General features: G+C 59.2%; 13 protein-coding genes and 1 tRNA gene. 6 read left to right on the top strand and 8 right to left on the bottom strand.

The window, feature by feature from the left end:
* Positions 1-35: 35 nt before the first annotated feature.
* From Enr8_RS17405 to Enr8_RS17390, 4 genes are all read right to left on the bottom strand, one after another.
* Complete coding sequence (locus Enr8_RS17405; RefSeq protein ID WP_146433882.1) at positions 36-1,058, bottom strand: 3-keto-disaccharide hydrolase; 1,023 nt, start codon at positions 1,056-1,058, stop codon at positions 36-38.
* A 217-nt stretch (positions 1,059-1,275) separates the two neighbouring features.
* Positions 1,276-1,470: a hypothetical protein gene (locus Enr8_RS17400; RefSeq protein ID WP_146433880.1), complete on the bottom strand. Its 195-nt coding sequence runs from the start codon at positions 1,468-1,470 to the stop codon at positions 1,276-1,278.
* Between the two features lie 43 nt (positions 1,471-1,513).
* Complete coding sequence (locus Enr8_RS17395) at positions 1,514-2,425, bottom strand: SMP-30/gluconolactonase/LRE family protein (protein WP_146433879.1); 912 nt, start codon at positions 2,423-2,425, stop codon at positions 1,514-1,516.
* Between the two features lie 57 nt (positions 2,426-2,482).
* Positions 2,483-3,964: a hypothetical protein gene (locus Enr8_RS17390; RefSeq protein ID WP_146433877.1), complete on the bottom strand. Its 1,482-nt coding sequence runs from the start codon at positions 3,962-3,964 to the stop codon at positions 2,483-2,485.
* A gap of 190 nt (positions 3,965-4,154) precedes the next feature.
* Between Enr8_RS17390 and Enr8_RS17385 the strand changes: the two genes are divergently transcribed.
* Entirely contained in the window at positions 4,155-5,018 is an 864-nt protein-coding gene (locus tag Enr8_RS17385) for a phosphoribosylaminoimidazolesuccinocarboxamide synthase (RefSeq protein ID WP_146433874.1), read from the top strand.
* Positions 5,019-5,290: 272 nt separating this feature from the next.
* Here Enr8_RS17385 and Enr8_RS17380 read toward each other — a convergent pair whose 3' ends face one another.
* From Enr8_RS17380 to Enr8_RS17365, 4 genes are all read right to left on the bottom strand, one after another.
* Entirely contained in the window at positions 5,291-7,099 is a 1,809-nt protein-coding gene (locus Enr8_RS17380) for a hypothetical protein (RefSeq protein WP_146433872.1), read from the bottom strand.
* A gap of 15 nt (positions 7,100-7,114) precedes the next feature.
* Positions 7,115-7,942, bottom strand: coding sequence for a 3-deoxy-8-phosphooctulonate synthase (gene kdsA, locus Enr8_RS17375; RefSeq protein ID WP_146433870.1), 828 nt, complete (start codon positions 7,940-7,942; stop codon positions 7,115-7,117).
* A gap of 69 nt (positions 7,943-8,011) precedes the next feature.
* Positions 8,012-8,959, bottom strand: coding sequence for a diacylglycerol/lipid kinase family protein (locus tag Enr8_RS17370; protein WP_186767720.1), 948 nt, complete (start codon positions 8,957-8,959; stop codon positions 8,012-8,014).
* Between the two features lie 418 nt (positions 8,960-9,377).
* Entirely contained in the window at positions 9,378-9,590 is a 213-nt protein-coding gene (locus Enr8_RS17365) for a hypothetical protein (RefSeq protein ID WP_146433866.1), read from the bottom strand.
* Positions 9,591-9,664: 74 nt separating this feature from the next.
* On the opposite strand from Enr8_RS17365, the gene Enr8_RS17360 reads away from it, so the two are divergent.
* The 5 genes from Enr8_RS17360 (at position 9,665) to secD (ending at position 17,030) form a co-directional block, all read left to right on the top strand.
* Positions 9,665-9,737, top strand: a tRNA-Thr gene (locus tag Enr8_RS17360).
* A 208-nt stretch (positions 9,738-9,945) separates the two neighbouring features.
* Positions 9,946-11,274 (top strand): DNA-directed RNA polymerase subunit alpha C-terminal domain-containing protein, encoded by a 1,329-nt coding sequence (locus Enr8_RS17355; RefSeq protein ID WP_146433864.1) that lies wholly within the window; start codon positions 9,946-9,948, stop codon positions 11,272-11,274.
* 208 nt (positions 11,275-11,482) lie between these two features.
* On the top strand, positions 11,483-12,610 hold the full coding sequence (gene tgt, locus Enr8_RS17350) for a tRNA guanosine(34) transglycosylase Tgt (RefSeq protein ID WP_456236733.1): 1,128 nt from the start codon (positions 11,483-11,485) through the stop codon (positions 12,608-12,610).
* Positions 12,611-12,799: 189 nt separating this feature from the next.
* Positions 12,800-13,180 (top strand): preprotein translocase subunit YajC, encoded by a 381-nt coding sequence (gene yajC, locus Enr8_RS17345; RefSeq protein ID WP_222434893.1) that lies wholly within the window; start codon positions 12,800-12,802, stop codon positions 13,178-13,180.
* Positions 13,181-13,232: 52 nt separating this feature from the next.
* Positions 13,233-17,030, top strand: coding sequence for a protein translocase subunit SecD (secD, locus tag Enr8_RS25855; protein ID WP_146433860.1), 3,798 nt, complete (start codon positions 13,233-13,235; stop codon positions 17,028-17,030).
* The last annotated feature ends 119 nt before the right edge of the window (positions 17,031-17,149 follow it).

The following is a 17,149-nucleotide window of genomic DNA, read 5'->3' as shown; positions in this document are numbered from 1 at the left end:
TGCGACTCTCGGTCGAAGTAGCGGAACCAACGATCCTACAAACAGCTACAAGAAGCGCTGGCGAAGCTGATCGGCGTCGACGGCTCGATGATCCAGATGTTGCGGAAGACGACCGGGTCGTTGTGGTCTTGTAGATTGATCGGGCCGGGTTCGGGGCCTTCTTTTTTACCGGCGCCCGTTTTGTTCGGGATCGCCACGTCGCGCTGGACGGCGATTCCGTTTTGGTAGACGGTCAGTCGGGCATCGGCCACCTTATTGCCGGCGTCGTCAAAGCGAGCTGCGGTGAAGTAGATGTCGTACGTTTGCCACTGCAGCGGCGGGAAGCACATGTTCATTTCCGGCGACTTGGTTCGGTAGAGCGAAGCGGCGTCGTTGAACTCCGGCGTCTTGCCGAACGAGTCGAGGATCTGCACTTCGTACCGTTCCTGAATGTAAACGCCGCTGTTGCCGCGAGCCTGCGAAGATTTCTCCGGCATGAACGGGGTGCGGAACTCTAGGTGCAACTGGAAGTCGGTGACCGGGAAGGTGGTGATGGTGCCCGCTTTCAGCAAACCTTCCGGCGTCAGTTTGCCATTTTGGAAGTATTCGGTCGACGTGCCGTCGAACAGGACCTGGGCGTCATGCGGCGGCTTGTGTCCCAGCGTCAGGCTCTTGCGACGAACCTTGCGGAGATTGCCGAGCGTCTCCCCTGCCCCGTTGGTGACGACGGCGTGATTCGGATCGACCGCGATCACATAGGCGTCGTGCTGCAGCAAGATCACGCCATCCTTTAGCTCGCCAGTCAGTTCCAGCTTCGGACCGTTATTCCAACCATTGCCGGGCAAACCCCCTTTGTACTGCAGGGCTGAGAATTTGCCTTTGCCTTGGGCGACCACCTGCAGGCCGGTCATCTCCAAACAGCCGCTTGGGAGGGTGAGCGGTCCGTAGAACTCTCCTTGGTAGTAGAAGTCGGTGTCGCTGACGTTGTTGGGGTCGACGTAGACGCCCGGTTTGTCGGCGGCGAAGCTGACCGAGGAAAGTGCGAGGAGCAGGATAAGCGAGGTAATATTACGAAGCATGGGGCAGGTTTGCGGATCGAGGAGTGCACCGTGGTTAGGCAAAAAAGCCAAGAATAGTCTGCTTCCTAATGCGACGATTTGCAAGACGTTGGAGGCGCCTTGCGCCAAATCGACCAAATTGCGGTCCAATCACGCCGATGCGCGCAAAAAAGAGACCGTCACCCCGTTGGCGACGGTCTCTTTCGCATTTGGCGAAGTGGGAGAGGCGATGCCCCGATTAGTCGGAGGCAGCTTCTTCCATCGGCTTTTCTTCGGCCGGCTTTTCTTCCGCCGGCGGAGTGTCGGTCGATTCGGCGGGCATGGTCACTTCCGGTTCTTCGGCCGGCTTTTCAACCGGCGTTTCGACCGTACCGCCGCAACCAACCAACATCGCCGCGCCGCAGAACAACGCGGCCGAGATCCACAACTTCATATCCATTCCCCCAAGTATTGAGAAATCAAAAACTGAGCGTGCGCTATTTTCCCGGGAACTGGTGTCCCAGTACGCTCATTTCCACACAGTAAAGCCCAGCGCGGGCCGTCACAAACAAAGTCTTTCCTTCAGGTCCGCCGAACGTGGCGTTCGCCGGATGTTCCGGAAATTCAATGACTCCTAGGATCTCACCTTTCGGGCTGATCACCTGGACGCCCAACTTGGTCGTCACGTACAGGTTCCCCTTCTGATCGATGGTGAGACCGTCGCCTCCGTTGTTCTCTTCGCCTTCGGGTTGACGAAATTGGCAAAGAGCCTGCTTTTTGCCGAGTTTTCCCGGGCCAAGCACTTCGTAAGCGTAGAGCGTGCTTTCCATCGACGGGACGACGTACAGCGTCTTCTCGTCGGGCGACAGGATCACGCCGTTGGGGGCGACGACGTCGTCAATCAAACGCGTCACTTCGCCATCGGACGATAAGTAATAGACCGCTTCCACCTTCTGCGGCCAAGGCGTCGGCGCACGATAACGCGGATCGGTAAAGTAAACGCCCTCTTGGATGTCGGTGACCAGATCGTTGGGGGCGTTGAAGCGTTCTCCCTTGTACTTGCCGGCCAGCACTTTGTAGTCGTCGCCGCTGAGGGAGATGCTCGCCAGTTGGCCGTCCATTTGGCAAATCAGCAGCCGATCGCCGCGGACCATCGTGCCGTTGGTGTGGCCGGACGGCTCGAAGAAGACGCCGAGCTTGCCATCCGGCGTGCGGCGATAAATGCGATTGTTGGGGATGTCGGTGAAGTACAGGTTGCCGACGCTGTCCGAAGCGGGGCCTTCGGTAAAGGTGTAGTCCTTGGCCAGGGTTTGGACCTGACCGACAGGGCCAATGCCCGGAATTGGTTCGGCGGCGATGAGGGTGGCGACCGGCAGACAGAGAGCGGCGGCGAGGAGGGTCTTGAGCATGGTGGGGCCTATCTTCAGGGGGCGGGGCATTTCTGCTAGTGGAACCCGTCCCGAGAGCTAAGTCAAATAGTGCTGACGAATTTCTCGCAAACTTCGTAGCGTTGACTTAGGACGATCCCGACGATCGAACAAACCGGCATTCGGATAGGCGTGCGGGGTCGCGTCGGTAAATTGATTCCAGAAAACCGCCTGGGTCTGCGGATGAGAGAGAATTAGCGGTATGACCGACTCGACAAACTCTCGCTGGCGACGCCGAGTGATCGGAAAACAAGGGTTTTTGTTATCCGAAATCTGCCGCTGGGCGCGCTTGTCGAAGCGGCGCGAACTGGGGAACGTCAGCGTGACGAACAGCGGCAGACCCAACATTCCCCACTGATCCAACAGACGAATCACCTCAAACGGATCGCGGGGGAAAACGGCGCCGTCGCAATCGTTAAAGTTGAGTTCGACCCCGACGCCGGTCACGCCCAGGTTGGCTCGGATGATCTCTTCCGCAAAGTGAATTGGCGCTAGGTCGCGATTGGAGTGACTCTGATAATCGCCCCACGGATGATCGAAACTAACCAAGACCGGCGTCTGCGGTTCGTTGCGCCGCATCGTTTCGATCGAACCGACCAGCAGCCGCAACTGCTGCTCTTCGGTCAGGTGAAAGTCGCGGGTGGTGTTGATCCCGGACGAGCAGTACCAGAGATCGACCATGCCGTTTAAGTTGCGGGTGGTCGTTTCGACGTACTGCATCAAGAAGCCGAAGATGCTTTTGAAATCGTCGTCCCACAAGTAAAGCCAATCGGGGACATGTAGCGCGTCGAGATTGGCGACCGGGCCGCCGACGACGCGCAGGCCTTGGCTGCGGCACCAACGAATGCGTTCTTTGACGTCGTCGTAGTCGAAACGCCCTTCGTTCGGTTCGCAGTCTTTCCAGACCGGGGTCACAACCGCCGTGTTGAAGGTGGGCCGCAACAGCGCCGAGGCGTCGGCCGATGGATGCGTGTTGCGAATGTTGACGCCATACAAAAACGTGCGGTGAGGCGCATGCTCTTGGATGAAATCGATCGCCGCGTCGCGATAGACCGACGTCAGGTGCGCGAAAGCGACCGCCGTATGGCCGATGCATTTCTGCGCCGCTTCCTGCGATGCGGCGCCGTGGTGATCGCTGGTGGCGGCGATCGTAAACGCGTCGATCGCGGCTCCCAGGGCGGCGTAAAACGCTTCGGTCTGCTCGATATCGGCGGCGTCGCAGATGGCGACCAGCGACTTCAAGCGGCAAAGGACGCCGCGGGCGACTTCCAGCGCCAGGTGATACGGTTCGGTCCGAGCCCGCAGCGAACAGGTCGAGAGCAAGTACGACTGCGAATCGTCGACGTTCCAGGGAATCCGCAGTTTGACGGAATCGTCCCCTTCAAACTCGATCGACAAGATCTTGCCGTCGTGGATCACGTTCGAGCGGCGGGGGATCTGATCGTAGTCAACGACATATGCGGCGTCGTAGCGACGGGAGAGTTGATCGATCGGCGGCGCATAAAATCGCAATGATCCCACGGGGGGCGAACCTCTGGCAGAAGCGGTAACGGGAACAGCCGCAGGGCGTCGGTACGTAAGCTCTCTAGTCTAATCGGTTTACGCAAATCTTGCACCTCCGCTTTTTGGTGCGTACTAGCCAATCCTTTCGCCTGTCTGTTAAGATTGCCGGGCTATAGGGGAAATTTGACTCAACGACAAGTGATTTGCCATGACTATCGACTTGCCGGTTCGGCACGGAAAAGTACGTGACATTTACGATTTGGGTGACAAGTTGCTCTTGGTCGCCTCGGATCGCACCAGCGCGTTCGACTATGTTTTGCCGACGGCGCTGCCGGACAAAGGGCGGGTGCTGACGCAGATCAGTCGGTTCTGGTTCGAGAAGTTGGGAGTTCCCAACCATATGCTCTCGCTCGACGTCGCCGACTTCGGGCTGCCGGAAGGAACCGATCTGGCCGCGCTCGAAGGGCGCAGCATGCTGGTCCGTAAGACCGAAGTGGTGCCGATCGAATGCGTCGTCCGCGGTTACCTGGCGGGCTCGGGTTGGAAGGAATATGGCAAGAGCGGCACGGTCTGCGGCATTCCGTTGCCGGCCGGTCTCGACCAAAGCGCCCAGCTCGAAACGCCGATCTTCACCCCGGCGACCAAAGAAGAGTCGGGCCACGACATCAACATTTCGTACGAGCGGATGTGCGAGATCATCGGCGAAGAGTTCGCCTCGACGCTACGTGACAAGAGCATCGACATCTACACCCGCGGCGCCGCCTATGCCCGCGAAAAAGGGATCATCATCGCCGACACCAAATTCGAGTGGGGCGTCGTCGATGGCGAGTTGCTGCTGATCGACGAAGTGTTGACGCCCGACAGCTCGCGGTTCTGGCCGGTCGATCAGTACCAGGTTGGCGTTAGTCCGCCGTCGTTCGACAAGCAGATCATCCGCGACTACTTGGAAACGACCGACTGGGACAAGAACAGCGCTCCGCCGGAACTGCCGGCCGAGATCGTCAGCCAAACCCGCGCCAAGTACATCGAAGCGTACGAAGAGCTGACCGAGAAGTCGTTCCCCTGGAAGTAACCAGGAGGCGATCAAGAAAAGAGAAAAGGCGCCGCAGCGAATCATCGCGCGGCGCCTTTTTTTTGTGCGCACTTCGTCGTTGTGTAGGGAAATCGAATTTTGGTCCGGATAGCTGCCTGTTGAAATCATGCCATCGTGGCATTTTTCAACCTCGCCAGGCTCAGAGCATAGCTCTTCGCGGCTCGCAAAATAACGACTTACGTCGCTATTTTGGGATCGCATCCATGCGATCACGCAGTCCGTCGAGAAAATCAACGGACTGATAGCGGACGCTACTCCGATTTTTCCTCTTCCTCGGTTGGCTCCTCCGCTTCGGGCTCCTCTTCCTTTTCCTGCGGCGGGATCAAGCGTTCGGCCAGCAGCGTGTTGCCGCGGCGCTGGGGTGATGCGATGTCGTCGACGTAGGTGAGCCACTCAACGGCGGTCTCGATCGCTTGCTGTTGTTCTTCGAGCGAAAGTTTTTTGTTGGTCGACTGGCCGACGTTAGCCCGGGCCAGGCCGTAACGCGCTTGAGACGCGTACATAATGGCGGGGAACTCTTTCAGCGTGCGAATCTCGAAGTAGTCGATCGCCGAGGGATACTGCTCGCTGTCAAGCGCGATTTGCCCCAATTGGTAGCTGGCGACCATCTTGAGCGTCTTCGCGTTTTCGAGCATCGCATTGACGTAGTACTGCTGCTGTTCGGGATTGCGCGGCAGTCGCATGCCCTGCGCTTCCATCAGCTTGACTTGCTCGCGGAAGTTGAGCTTCTGCATCTGCAGGTCGAAGCTACGGGCGAAGAGGTACATCTTGCGAGCGCCTGGACGCTGGATTTCGTTATCGAAGCGTCCCATCAGGTGGAGCAATCGCCCGATCGCCAAGGGTGACGTCTGATCGTACAGTTGGCGTTCCATGTAGAACTGTTGCGCCAGCGTCGGTTGCGTAGCGCCGGCGGTCGGTTGATCTCGCAGGCGAAGTCGCAGTCCATCTTCGGCCAGGATCGGGACTTCCCACAGACGCACATACTTGATGCCGGCCGCCTTGAGCGTTTCCGCTTGTTTGGTTGGTTCAACGGCCAAGCGAAGCCGCAACTTGCCGGTCAGTTGCGACTCGAGCAGCGTCGACGATTGCAGCAGCGACGTGCTGCAGGCGTCGATCAGCGCGGTGGCGTTCTCAAAGCTTTTCGCGTCGTACGGATAGGCGTACTTGGTGGAAGACATCGCCTTGGTGACGCCCTCCCCTTGGCTCGCTTCGGCCAACGTCGCGACCCCTTCGCCGGTGGTCAGCGGCAGTCCGTAGCCGGCGTCGAACAGATAAATTTCTCCAGCGATTGCGACGCCGACGACATCGGTCGACTTCTTGCCGTCATCGCTCTTCAGCTCCAACGCGAATGGACTGAGGCCTTGCTGCCGCGCCATCAGGATGAAGATGCGGGCCCGTTCGACCGCATCGCCATAGCCGATCTGCAGCACTTCCCATGGCTCGCGGGCCGTGCCGGGGGCGAACTGGCTCGCCTCGTCGCGCAGCTGGATGTTGCGGACCGTCCAGTCGAACAGGATGCAAGCGGTTCGCAAGTCTTCTCGCTCGCCGTTGGTGGTCAGGTTCTCTTGCGTGGTGATCCATTTCGCCAACTCGGGCGGCAACTCGGCGTGTTCGCGAATATAGGTCGAGAGCGAATAGGCCCAGACGCAACCTTCGATGTAGTCGAAGTCGCTGCCGCGCAAGGTGCCGGGATATTTCGGGTCGCGGAAGTAAGAGGTCGCCAGGTTTTCCATCCGCGACATCTGGCGCACTTCTTCAGGCAACGTCTCGATCAGCGGATCGGGCTGCCAATCAGGATTGAGCTTGCGATTGTGCAGCCAGCGATTGAGCGTCTGCAGCACTTCGCGCTGGACCACCTCGGCGTTGAACTGGTCGAGGTCTTCCAGCAGGATCAGCGCCTGCTGCAGCATGTCGGCTTGCGCGTCGCTGGACGCTTGCCGCGCAGCGGCGGTCGACACAGCGGCGGGCTTGGCGCCGGGTTTCGATTTCGGTTTCGAACCGCCGCAGCCCACGGCGAGCGAGCAGAGCGTCAACAGCGTCAGCAGAAAGGAAAATCGCATGGTTGTCGAATCGTGCTATTGGTTGGAAGAGACAGCTTCGCGAACCGCGAAAACTTGCCGGAGGAGTTTTTCCGCCTCGGTGAGCGGAACCATGTTCGGTCCGTCGCTCGGAGACTTATCGGGATCGGGGTGCGTTTCAAAAAAGAGGCCGTCGATGCCGACCGCCGCCGCAGCGCGAGCCATCGGAGGCACCATCGCCCGGTTGCCGCCGGTTGCGCCGCCCAGTCCGCCAGGTTCCTGGACGCTATGGGTGGCGTCGTAAATGACCGGAACGCCGAGCGACGACATTTCGAGCAGCGCCCGCAGGTCGTTAACCAAGCGGCCGTAGCCGAAAAAGGTCCCTCGCTCGGTCAGCATGATGTTGGGATTGCCGGCCTCTTTGAGCTTGGCGACGACATGTTTCATATCCCAGGGGGCCATGAACTGCCCTTTTTTTACGTTGACCGCTTTGCCGGTGCTGGCCGCCGCCAGCAGCAGATCGGTCTGGCGAGCGAGAAACGCCGGGATTTGCAGTAAATCGCAAACCTCGGCCACTTTCGCCGCCTGATGCGATTCATGGATGTCGGTCGTCACCGGCACGTCGAACCGGCGAGCGACTTCTTCCAGCACCCGCAGGCCTTCGTCAATTCCCAGGCCACGAAACGCGGAGCCGCTGGTACGATTGGCTTTGTCGAACGAGCCTTTGAAGACAAGTTGGATCGGCAAACGCGACGCCATTTCGTGCAGGCTCTCGGCGATCGATAACGTCAGATCGAGGTTTTCGATCACGCACGGTCCAGCGACGACCAGCAGCGATTGCCCGTCGCCGCACGTCAGATTGTTGATTTTGGCCGTTCCGCCCACGTTCGCTCCTTCGGAATTGCTACCAGTTTGATTTTACTTGGAATCATTGACCAGGGCCGCGCAAGAACTTCACAAAACCGCCTCGTTGGCCGCCAGTTGTTGATGATTCTCTGCAAATTCTCGCGGAACCAGGCAGGGAAATCGACCCGGCGCCACGGCAATCTCCACTGGCAACGGCCCGCCTGGATCGCCATCGGTTTGAAACCGCACGTCGGTCATGTCGCTCGCAATTTCAATGCGGCGGCAGCGGCGATAGGTGACGTCCCGCCGGGCGTTCAAGCCGCCGCGGAGGATCGAGTAAAGATAGCCGATACCCGGCGCAAGCCCTCCCTGACGCAAGATGCAGACGTCGAGCAGGCCATCCCAGGGTACGGCCTGGGGGGCGAAACTCATTCCCCAGGCATACCGCGGCACATTGACGACAAAGGCCCATTTGCCGTCGAGACGCTCGACTTCCCCCGCTTCGTTTTCCAGCTCCAACTGCAAATTGGGAAACGGATACCGCCAGGACGTCTGCAGAATGGGGCCGAAATAAGCCGATTGCGTCAGGTGCCCTTTCCGCTGAGCGGCGACTTGATGGACCACCTCGGCATCGTAGCCGACTCCCAGCATCAGTAGGAAAATGCGGCCGTTGGCGGTCGCCGCGTCCATCTGGCAAATCATTGCGCGCGACAGGAACTCGACAAACGCGGCGGTCGAATTGCTGATGCCGAGGTACTTTCCGTAGACGTTTTCGGTGCCGGTCGGAAAGATCGCCAGCGGCGTGTCATCGCCAATCCGGGCGACTGCCGCCGCCGCCGTTCCGTCGCCGCCAGCCGAGATGACGAACTGCACGGAGTCGTCGACCAGCGTTTCCAGGTCAACCAGCGTCGTCGCCGAGACCACTTCGTAGCCTTGTCGCTCTAGGCGGCTCTTTAGCCGGTCGATCTTGTCGTGGCGGTGGAGCGGCCCGGCGATCGGGTTGTAGAAGAGGACGATTCTCCCCGGCTGACCGGCTGCAAATGGCTGAAAGTTCACGCGCGCTCGCTGGGGAAAGAAGAATCGTTCGACGGTAATTCTCCATCGTATCGGCTGGCTCGATTCGAGACAGCCGAATTTCGGGCTTCCACGTTGTTTCAGATTGAGACAAATCTGACTGACCCACGCGCCTGATAAGAGAGGTTTCTCAAAATGAAACAGTTCGCTTTGTGCGCAAGCCTATGTCTTACAAGAGCTTGCAGACCGCGGTCCCCTCAGTCTGGTTGCTCTGCTAGGGCGAAAAATGGTTATTGTAAGGGGTTTGTTTGATCGGGGTGTAGCAACATCCAACGCTAATGGGAGCGTCTCAGATTGAGAACGGCATGGAAGCGATTTTGGAATTTTTTTAAGTGCTTTTGCTGTAGTGTTTTGCGTGCGAACGAAGCGGCCGTTGCTCGGTATTGGTCCGGCGGTTGCGTTAGGGGTTGATCGCCATCTCCTCGGAGGAGGTGGCAAGCTGGCCCGTGGGGCCGCTGTCGTTCTTCACTGGGTGGTTTGCCTTGCCCCTGACGATCCAGTGTGCTGACACCTGTTGGCGCGGCAGTTGGCCCCAGTTTTTATTTCTTGGCCAAATTGCCCGGTTTTTCACCGGTGAAATCAATTTTTCTGCCGCGCGAACCTTTCTTGGCACGAAAAATTCTTCTTATACAGATCCCCCCTTCACGGATCGCGCCAGTTGTGGCACTATAATTCGTTTCCGGCATTGCCCGCGTAGCTCAATTGGCAGAGCGCAGCATTCGTAATGCTGAGGTTGTGGGTTCGACTCCCACCGCAGGCTCTTTTGTGATCACACACTCCGCTAGACCTCGCCTGACGATGGCGAGGGCGCCAAGTACGTGGCGAGGGCTTCCCCCTCGAAGCGACGCTTCTATGCCGTTCGCCATGTAATTGCCCGCGATCTTGCGGGGTTCTTCGGCAATACAGTCGCTCGTCTGGGATGACGATTCGTCTGACCGCCGGCCAACTTGATTTGGGAGAATCGACGGATGGTTCAAGGTTTGGATTTTGATTTGAAGCATGTCGTCTTGTCGAACACGACATTCGGCCCCGAAGAAATTCGTCAGATCATCCGCCTGCTTTCCAAGGACTACGCCAGCTTCGCGGTGCTCCGCGACAGCGTCGCCGAACTGGAAGCGAGCCAGCCTGAACGTTCGCCGGCGACCAATGTCCGCCTTGGCGTCTGTCTCTACATTCTGGGTCGCAACAACCGCGCAATCGAAATTCTGTCGAACGCCGACGGCGGCGCCCTGGCCCACTACTATCGAGGCAAGGCCAACTACGCCCTGAACAAATTCGACAAGGCGATCGAAGGTTATCAGGCCGCGCAAACGGCTGGCTACAACCGCGACGAATGCCAGTTGGCGATCGTCGAGACGCACCGCGCCTCCGGCAGCAATGACGTCGCGATGAAGCAACTGGACGACCTGTTTGGTCCGGTCGAGCAAACCGCCGACTATCTGTATCAACGTGGCGCGACGGTCGCCGCGCTGGGCGGTAACCCGGCCGAAGTGGTCGCCCTGTACGAGCGAGCTGTCGAGTCCGATTCGACTCATGCCGGCGCCCTGTTTGGCCTAGCCTTGGAAAATGATCGTCGCGGCAACGACGAAGAAGCGCTCGGTTACTACCAAAAAGCGGCCGCTTGCTTCCCGACGCACGTCGGTACGCTGCTCAACCTGGGCATCCTGCTGGAAGACCGGGGCGAGTTCGACAAGGCCGCTCATTGCTACTCCCGCATTCTGGACGCTTATCCGAATGAACCCCGCGCTCGCATGTATCTCAAAGACGCCCAGGCGTCGAGCGACATGTTCTACGACGAGGAAGCCCAGAAGAAGCGGGACCGCATCGCCCAGGTCCTCAGCATTCCGGTTACCGACTTCGAGCTGTCGGTTCGCAGCCGCAACTGCCTGCAGAAGATGGGCATTCAGACGCTGGGCGATTTGACCCGCTGCAGTGAGCAGGAACTCCTGTCCAGCAAGAACTTCGGCGAAACCTCGTTGATCGAAATTCGCGAGATGTTGCACTCGAAGGGCTTGGAACTGGGGCAGTTCTCCTCCGACAAGGGAACGCCGGAACCGACCATCGAAGTCGCCGGTCTGTCGCCCGACGAACAGGCGCTGCTCGATCGTCCGATTTCGGAACTCAATCTATCGGTTCGTGCTCGCAAGTGCATGGTTCGCCTGGGCATTTCGACCATTGGCGAACTGGTTCGCCGCACCGGCGACGAATTGCTGGAGTGCAAGAACTTCGGCGTGACCAGCCTGAACGAAGTTCGCGAAAAGCTGACCGCCAGCAACCTGAGGCTCCGCGGCGACTAGTGGAGCCTTGGCGCATCGCTCGCTCACGCTTATGTAGTCCCGAAGCGTTGGCGAGATGCAGTCTTTGTGATCATGCGAATGTCGAAGCTTGAATGACGAATCCTTTTTGTCTCGTCATTCTGGTTTCGGCATTCGTCATTTCGTCAAACGCATTTCCCTCGCTTGCGCTTCGGGCTACTATTTGCGCGACGACGAAAAGTAACGGCCGGTGACTTTGACATCTGAGCGACCATTTCGCTACGAAACGCTGCAGCAAAGCGGCAAGGCTCGCCGCGGCACGTTTCATACGCCGCATGGCCCGGTGCAGACGCCCGCCTTTATGCCGGTCGGCACGCAAGGGACCGTCAAGGGGCTGGAGATCGGCCTGGTTCGCGAGACCGGCGCCGAGATGATCCTCGGCAACACTTACCATCTTTCGCTGCGACCGGGTGAGCAGATCGTGAGAGAGCTGGGCGGCCTGCACGAGTTCTCTGGCTGGCACGGTCCGATTCTGACCGACAGCGGCGGCTTTCAGATTTTCAGCCTGGCTCAGATGGCGAAGATCAATGAAGAAGGCGCCATTTTTCGCTCGCATATCGACGGCTCGCAGATCTCCCTTTCGCCGGAACGGTCGATCGAAATCCAAGAGGCGTTGGGGAGCGACGTCGCCATGGTCTTGGATCATGTCGTGGCGTTGCCGAACGAAGAAAAGGTGATTCGCGAGGCCTGCGACCGTTCGATTCGCTGGGCGGCCCGGTGTCAGCAGGCGGCGACGCGTGCCGACCAGGCGCAGTTTGCGATCGTTCAGGGAGGTCTGGACGAAAAACTTCGAGTTTATTGCGCCGAGGAGCTGGGGAAGCTGGAGTTCCCTGGCTATGCGATTGGCGGGCTCAGCGTGGGCGAACCGCCCCCTGAGATGTACCGGATTTTGGATGCGACCTGCCCGGTGCTGCCGGCCGACCGTCCGCGGTATCTAATGGGGGTCGGGCGTCCCGAAGATTTGCTGGAAGGGATCCGTCGCGGGGTCGATTTGTTCGATTGCGTGATGCCGACGCGGAATGGACGCAATGCGCTGGCGTTTACCGACGAAGGGACGTTGCGGCTGCGTAACGCGAAGTATCAGACCGATAAACGGCCGATTTCGCCAGCATCCCCCGAGCGGGTTCGTCAACATAGTCGGGGCTATATCCGGCATTTGTTCCAGGCGAAAGAGATGCTGGGGCCGATGTTGTTGACGCTGCAAAACCTGGCGTATTACCAGCAATTGATGGCCGGAGCGCGGCAAGCGATCGAGGAAGATCGCTTCGAGGCTTTTTATGAGCAGAAGATGAATGGTTGGCGAAACGGCGATGAATGAGACGCTATGCCCCCGCCTGGCGGCATTGCTGCTATTGCCGTCATTTTTGTGAAGTCTTATTATGTTGAGTTTCACGTCCTTAATCGGGCCTTGCCTTGAGGCTGCCGGTCTTTTTGCGGAAAGTGCGGCGCCGCCCCTTCCCACAGCTGGGGAGTGCGGAAACCACGGGAAAGTAAAGACGCTGTGGATTTGACGACTCAATTCGTTCTGTTTGCTCAAGCGGCCCCGCAAGCTGAAGGGGGAATCGCCGACACGTTGTTGTGGTTGATTCCGCCGGCGCTGTTGCTGGCCGGTTTCTTTCTCTTGATGCGTCCTGAGCAGAAAAAACGCAAAGAGATGGAAGATCTGATCGCCAACCTGAAAAAGAACGATCGCGTCGAGACGATCGGCGGCATCGTGGCGACTGTGGTGAGCGTGAAAAAAGACCAAGGCGAAGTGGTCGTCCGCATTGATGAAAAGACGGGCGCCGAGATTCGACTCAAGGTGCGTGCGATCGCGCGGGTGTTGGACAAAGACAAAAACGGCAACAGCGACCAGCAAAACGAAGAAAAAGCTTCGGCTGGATCCTAAAACACGATAGCGGCGGCAATTCGGCCGCCGTGCGATACTGGAGTTATCGAAGATGCGTAAATACGTGGCAATGACGCTCGCGTTACTATTGACGGCTGCGGCCATGGCTTGGGGCCCGGCGGTCAATTTGGACAGCTGGCTAGGAGATCTCTCGCTGATCGCCGACGCTTCGGCCCAGGAAGAAGCGTTGTCTTCGCCTGACGCCCCGCCGATTGAGGTCAAAGTGGAAGACGCCGCTACCGCGACCAGCGGAACCGGCGGATCGGCCCTGATGACCTTGGCGGCCGTGCTGGCGGTCTTGGGCTTGCCGATCGCCGCGGGCATCTTTCTGGCCAACTCGCTGCGAATGCCGACGTATGGTTGGCGGTTGGCGCTGATCTTCGTCACGATCGTCGTCGCGACGACTGCCGTGGTTCGTGGATGGCCGCCGAAATTCGGCATCGACCTCCAGGGGGGCGTCATCCTGATTTACGAGATCGACGAAGACGAAACGAAGATCTATCTCGCCGAACAGAAGAAGACCGACAAAGACGCCGGCGCCGCGGCGGCTGATCAAGACTCTTCGCTCGCCTACAACATGAACGAACTGATCGCGAACCTCAAGAATCGCGTCAACCCGTCCGGCGTTCGCGAAGTCGTGATTCGCGCTTACGGCAGCAAGCAGGTCGAAGTGATCATCCCCAATGCCGAGTCGGCCGACTTGGCGGTGATCAAAGACAAGATCACGACCGCCGGTATGTTGGAGTTCATGATCGTCGCCAACGCGAACGATCACGAGTCGCTGATCAATCGGGCTAGCGAGCCGAAGCAACAGGGCGAACGCTACGTCGTGAGTTCAACCGGCCGCGCCGAAGGCAAATGGGTCGGCGTTCGCAAAGAAGACGGCGTCTACCAGTGGGACGGTTTCGGTTCGTTCACTGCGGCCGCCGACGGTTCGCCGGTGCTCAGCTCGCAAGGCTTTCTGGTTCGCGGCGGCCAAGCGACCGGTCAGCCGCTGCAGATATTGATGAAGATGGAGCCGAAACCGCTGACCGGCGGTTACCTGACCGCGGCCCGTCGCACCTACGACACCAACGGCGGCGGTTTGGCGGTTGAATTTAATCTGAACAGCGCCGGCGCTTCGCTGATGTCGAAGCTGACCCGCGACAACCTGCCCGACGGCAATCGCGTACGCCAGCTCGGCATCGTGATGGACGACTACATCGTTTCGGCCCCAGCGGTTCAAGGCGTGATCGGCGATCGCGGTATTATCACGGGCCGCTTTACCGAAGCGGACATCGAAAAACTGACCGGCGTTTTGCAGGCTGGTAAGTTGCCGGTGGTGCTTCGCAAAGAGCCGATCAGCGAACAGACGATCAGCGCGACCCTGGGGGACGACACCATCCGTAAGGGCAAATGGGCGATCGGCATCAGCCTGGCGCTGGTGTTGATCTTCATGATCGTCTACTACCATGTCGCCGGCGTGGTGGCGTGTGCGGCGGTGTTGTTGAACTTGGTGTTGATCTTGGCGGCGATGATCTTGTTCAACGCCGACTTGACGCTGCCGGGCATCGCCGGTTTGGTGCTGACCGTCGGTATGTCGGTCGACGCCAACGTGCTGATTTATGAACGTATCCGTGAAGAGCTGAATCATGGCGCCTCGCTCCGGATGGCGCTGGTCAATGGTTTCAGCAAAGCGACCACGACGATTGTCGACGCCAACCTGACGACGCTGATCACCGCCTTGGTGCTGTACCGCATCGGTACCGACCAGGTTCGCGGCTTCGCCGTTACTTTGGTGCTCGGCATCATGATGAGTATGTTTACGGCGATCTTCTGCTCGCGGGTCTTCTTTGACATCGCCGAGAAGAAGCGCTGGTTGACGATGTTGACGATGCTGCCGACCGCCAGCGGAGCGAAGTTCGACTTCCTCGGCAAGCGGAAGATGGCGATGGCGATTTCGCTGGTCTTGATCGTCGTCGGCATCCTGGCCGTCGGCGCCCGCGGCAAGACGATCTTCGACATCGACTTCAACGGCGGTTCGTCGGTTCAGGTTTTCCTGAAAGAGCCGATGCCGATCGCGAAGGTCCGCGAAATGGTGAGCGAAAAGCTGCCGGACGTCTCGATCAGCGCCGTGACGCTGGAGGGCAAGCAAAACCAGATCTACAAGATCGACACTTCGCTGACTGGTCTCGGCAAGCTCGGTTCGTTGAAGGTGACCGATCGCGCCGGCAAGTCGGCGACGGTCGATTTGAGCGGAGCTGACTCGCTGCGTGACATCGCGACGGCGATCAGCGAAGCCGGCACGCAGATCTCGGCCGAGTTGACCCCGGATCGCGGCGGTATTCTGATTCGCGACGCGTCGAACGCTAATGACGGCACGATGTCGATCGAAAGCGCCGGCGACTTGGAAACGGCCCAGCGCTTGAACCTGAAGTTCGCCGTCGATGGACCGCGCTACTCGACCGGAGATATTCCGGAAGGGGTCGAAGTGGTTCAGGCCGAACTCGAAAAGATCTTCCGCACCGAGAGCGGCGAGAGCCTGCTGGTGATGCATAACGTCTCGGTCAGCGAAGTTGGCGCCATCGACGCCAAGTCGACCGAACCGGCGCCGGAAGCGACCGGTAGCGCCGTTCCCAAAAAGCCGGCCGCTGACGCCCAGTCGATCCATCGCGTTCGTCGCACCGACCTGCCGGCCGACGGCATGTTAGCCTTGGCTCAGGAAGGTGATGAAGAGAAGCCGGAAGAACCAGCGAAGGAAGAACCAGCGAAGGAAGAACCAGCGAAGGAAGAACCGACGAAGGAAGAACCTAAACCGGAGACACCCGCCGAGCCGGCGACCGAAGAGCCGAAAGCGGAAACTCCGGCTGAGCCCGGGATGGAAGAACCGGCCAAAGAGAAGCCCGCCACCGAAGAGCCGATGGCGGAAACCCCGGCGCCGATGACCGAAGCTCCGGTCGGCGACGTGCCGACCGAACCGCAGGATCCGCTCGAAGAGCCCCTGATCGACGGTGGCGCCATCATCGCTCCGCTACAGTTCCAATCGACCTTGTCGTTCGACGAGAAGATTACGGCCCAGACGCTGCAGAGCTTGGTTCTGCAGGCTTCGGACGAACTGGGAATGGAACGCCCGCAGATTCACCTGCTTCGTGATGGTCTGGCGATTCCGCTCGACAGTAGCGTCAGCGGGACCGAATGGACGGTTCAGCTGTCCGGCAGCAAAGAAAACGCAACCAAGATTTTCGACAAGATCCGCAGCGAACTGACGAGCACGCCGGTTTGGCCCTCGTCCAGCAACATCGGGTCGCAGGTCGCCGGCGACATGCAGCAGATGGCGGTCTTCGCCCTGGTGCTGAGCCTAGTTGGCGTGGTCGCCTACATCTGGTTCCGTTTCCAGAACTTAGCGTTTGGTTTGGCGGCGGTTGTGGCCTTGGTTCACGACGTGCTGATCACACTGGGCGCCTTGGCCCTGACGGCCTGGCTGCAGTACGTCTTCGGCTTCCTGCAGATCGACGAAATGAAGATCAGTCTGCCGGTGGTCGCCGCGTTCCTGACGCTGATTGGTTACTCGCTCAACGATACGATCGTCGTCTTCGACCGCATCCGCGAAGTCCGCGGCAAGAGCCACGACCTGACGATCGACATGGTGAACGTTTCGATCAACCAGACGCTGGGACGTACGATCCTGACCTCGTTGACCACCTTTATCGTGGTCGTGATCCTCTTCTTCCTCGGCGGCGAGGGGGTTCACAGTTTCTCGTTTGCGTTGGTGGTCGGCATCTTCGTCGGTACCTACAGCTCGATCTTCGTCGCTTCGCCGGTGTTGGTCTGGTTGATGGATCGCGAAAAGAAGCGTGGCGCCGCCGCCTAGTTCGCGTAAGCGGTAAAGTTTGACAACTCAAAGGGAGATGCCTGGCGCATCTCCCTTTTTTTGTGCGACCTGTGTGGTGGACGCCGCCGTATCAGAGCTTGGCGGAACGCGTCCTTCTG

This window comes from Blastopirellula retiformator, from assembly GCF_007859755.1.
In the GTDB taxonomy this organism is placed as follows: Bacteria; Planctomycetota; Planctomycetia; order Pirellulales; family Pirellulaceae; genus Blastopirellula; species Blastopirellula retiformator.
This window is presented reverse-complemented; position numbering and strand designations above follow the sequence as displayed.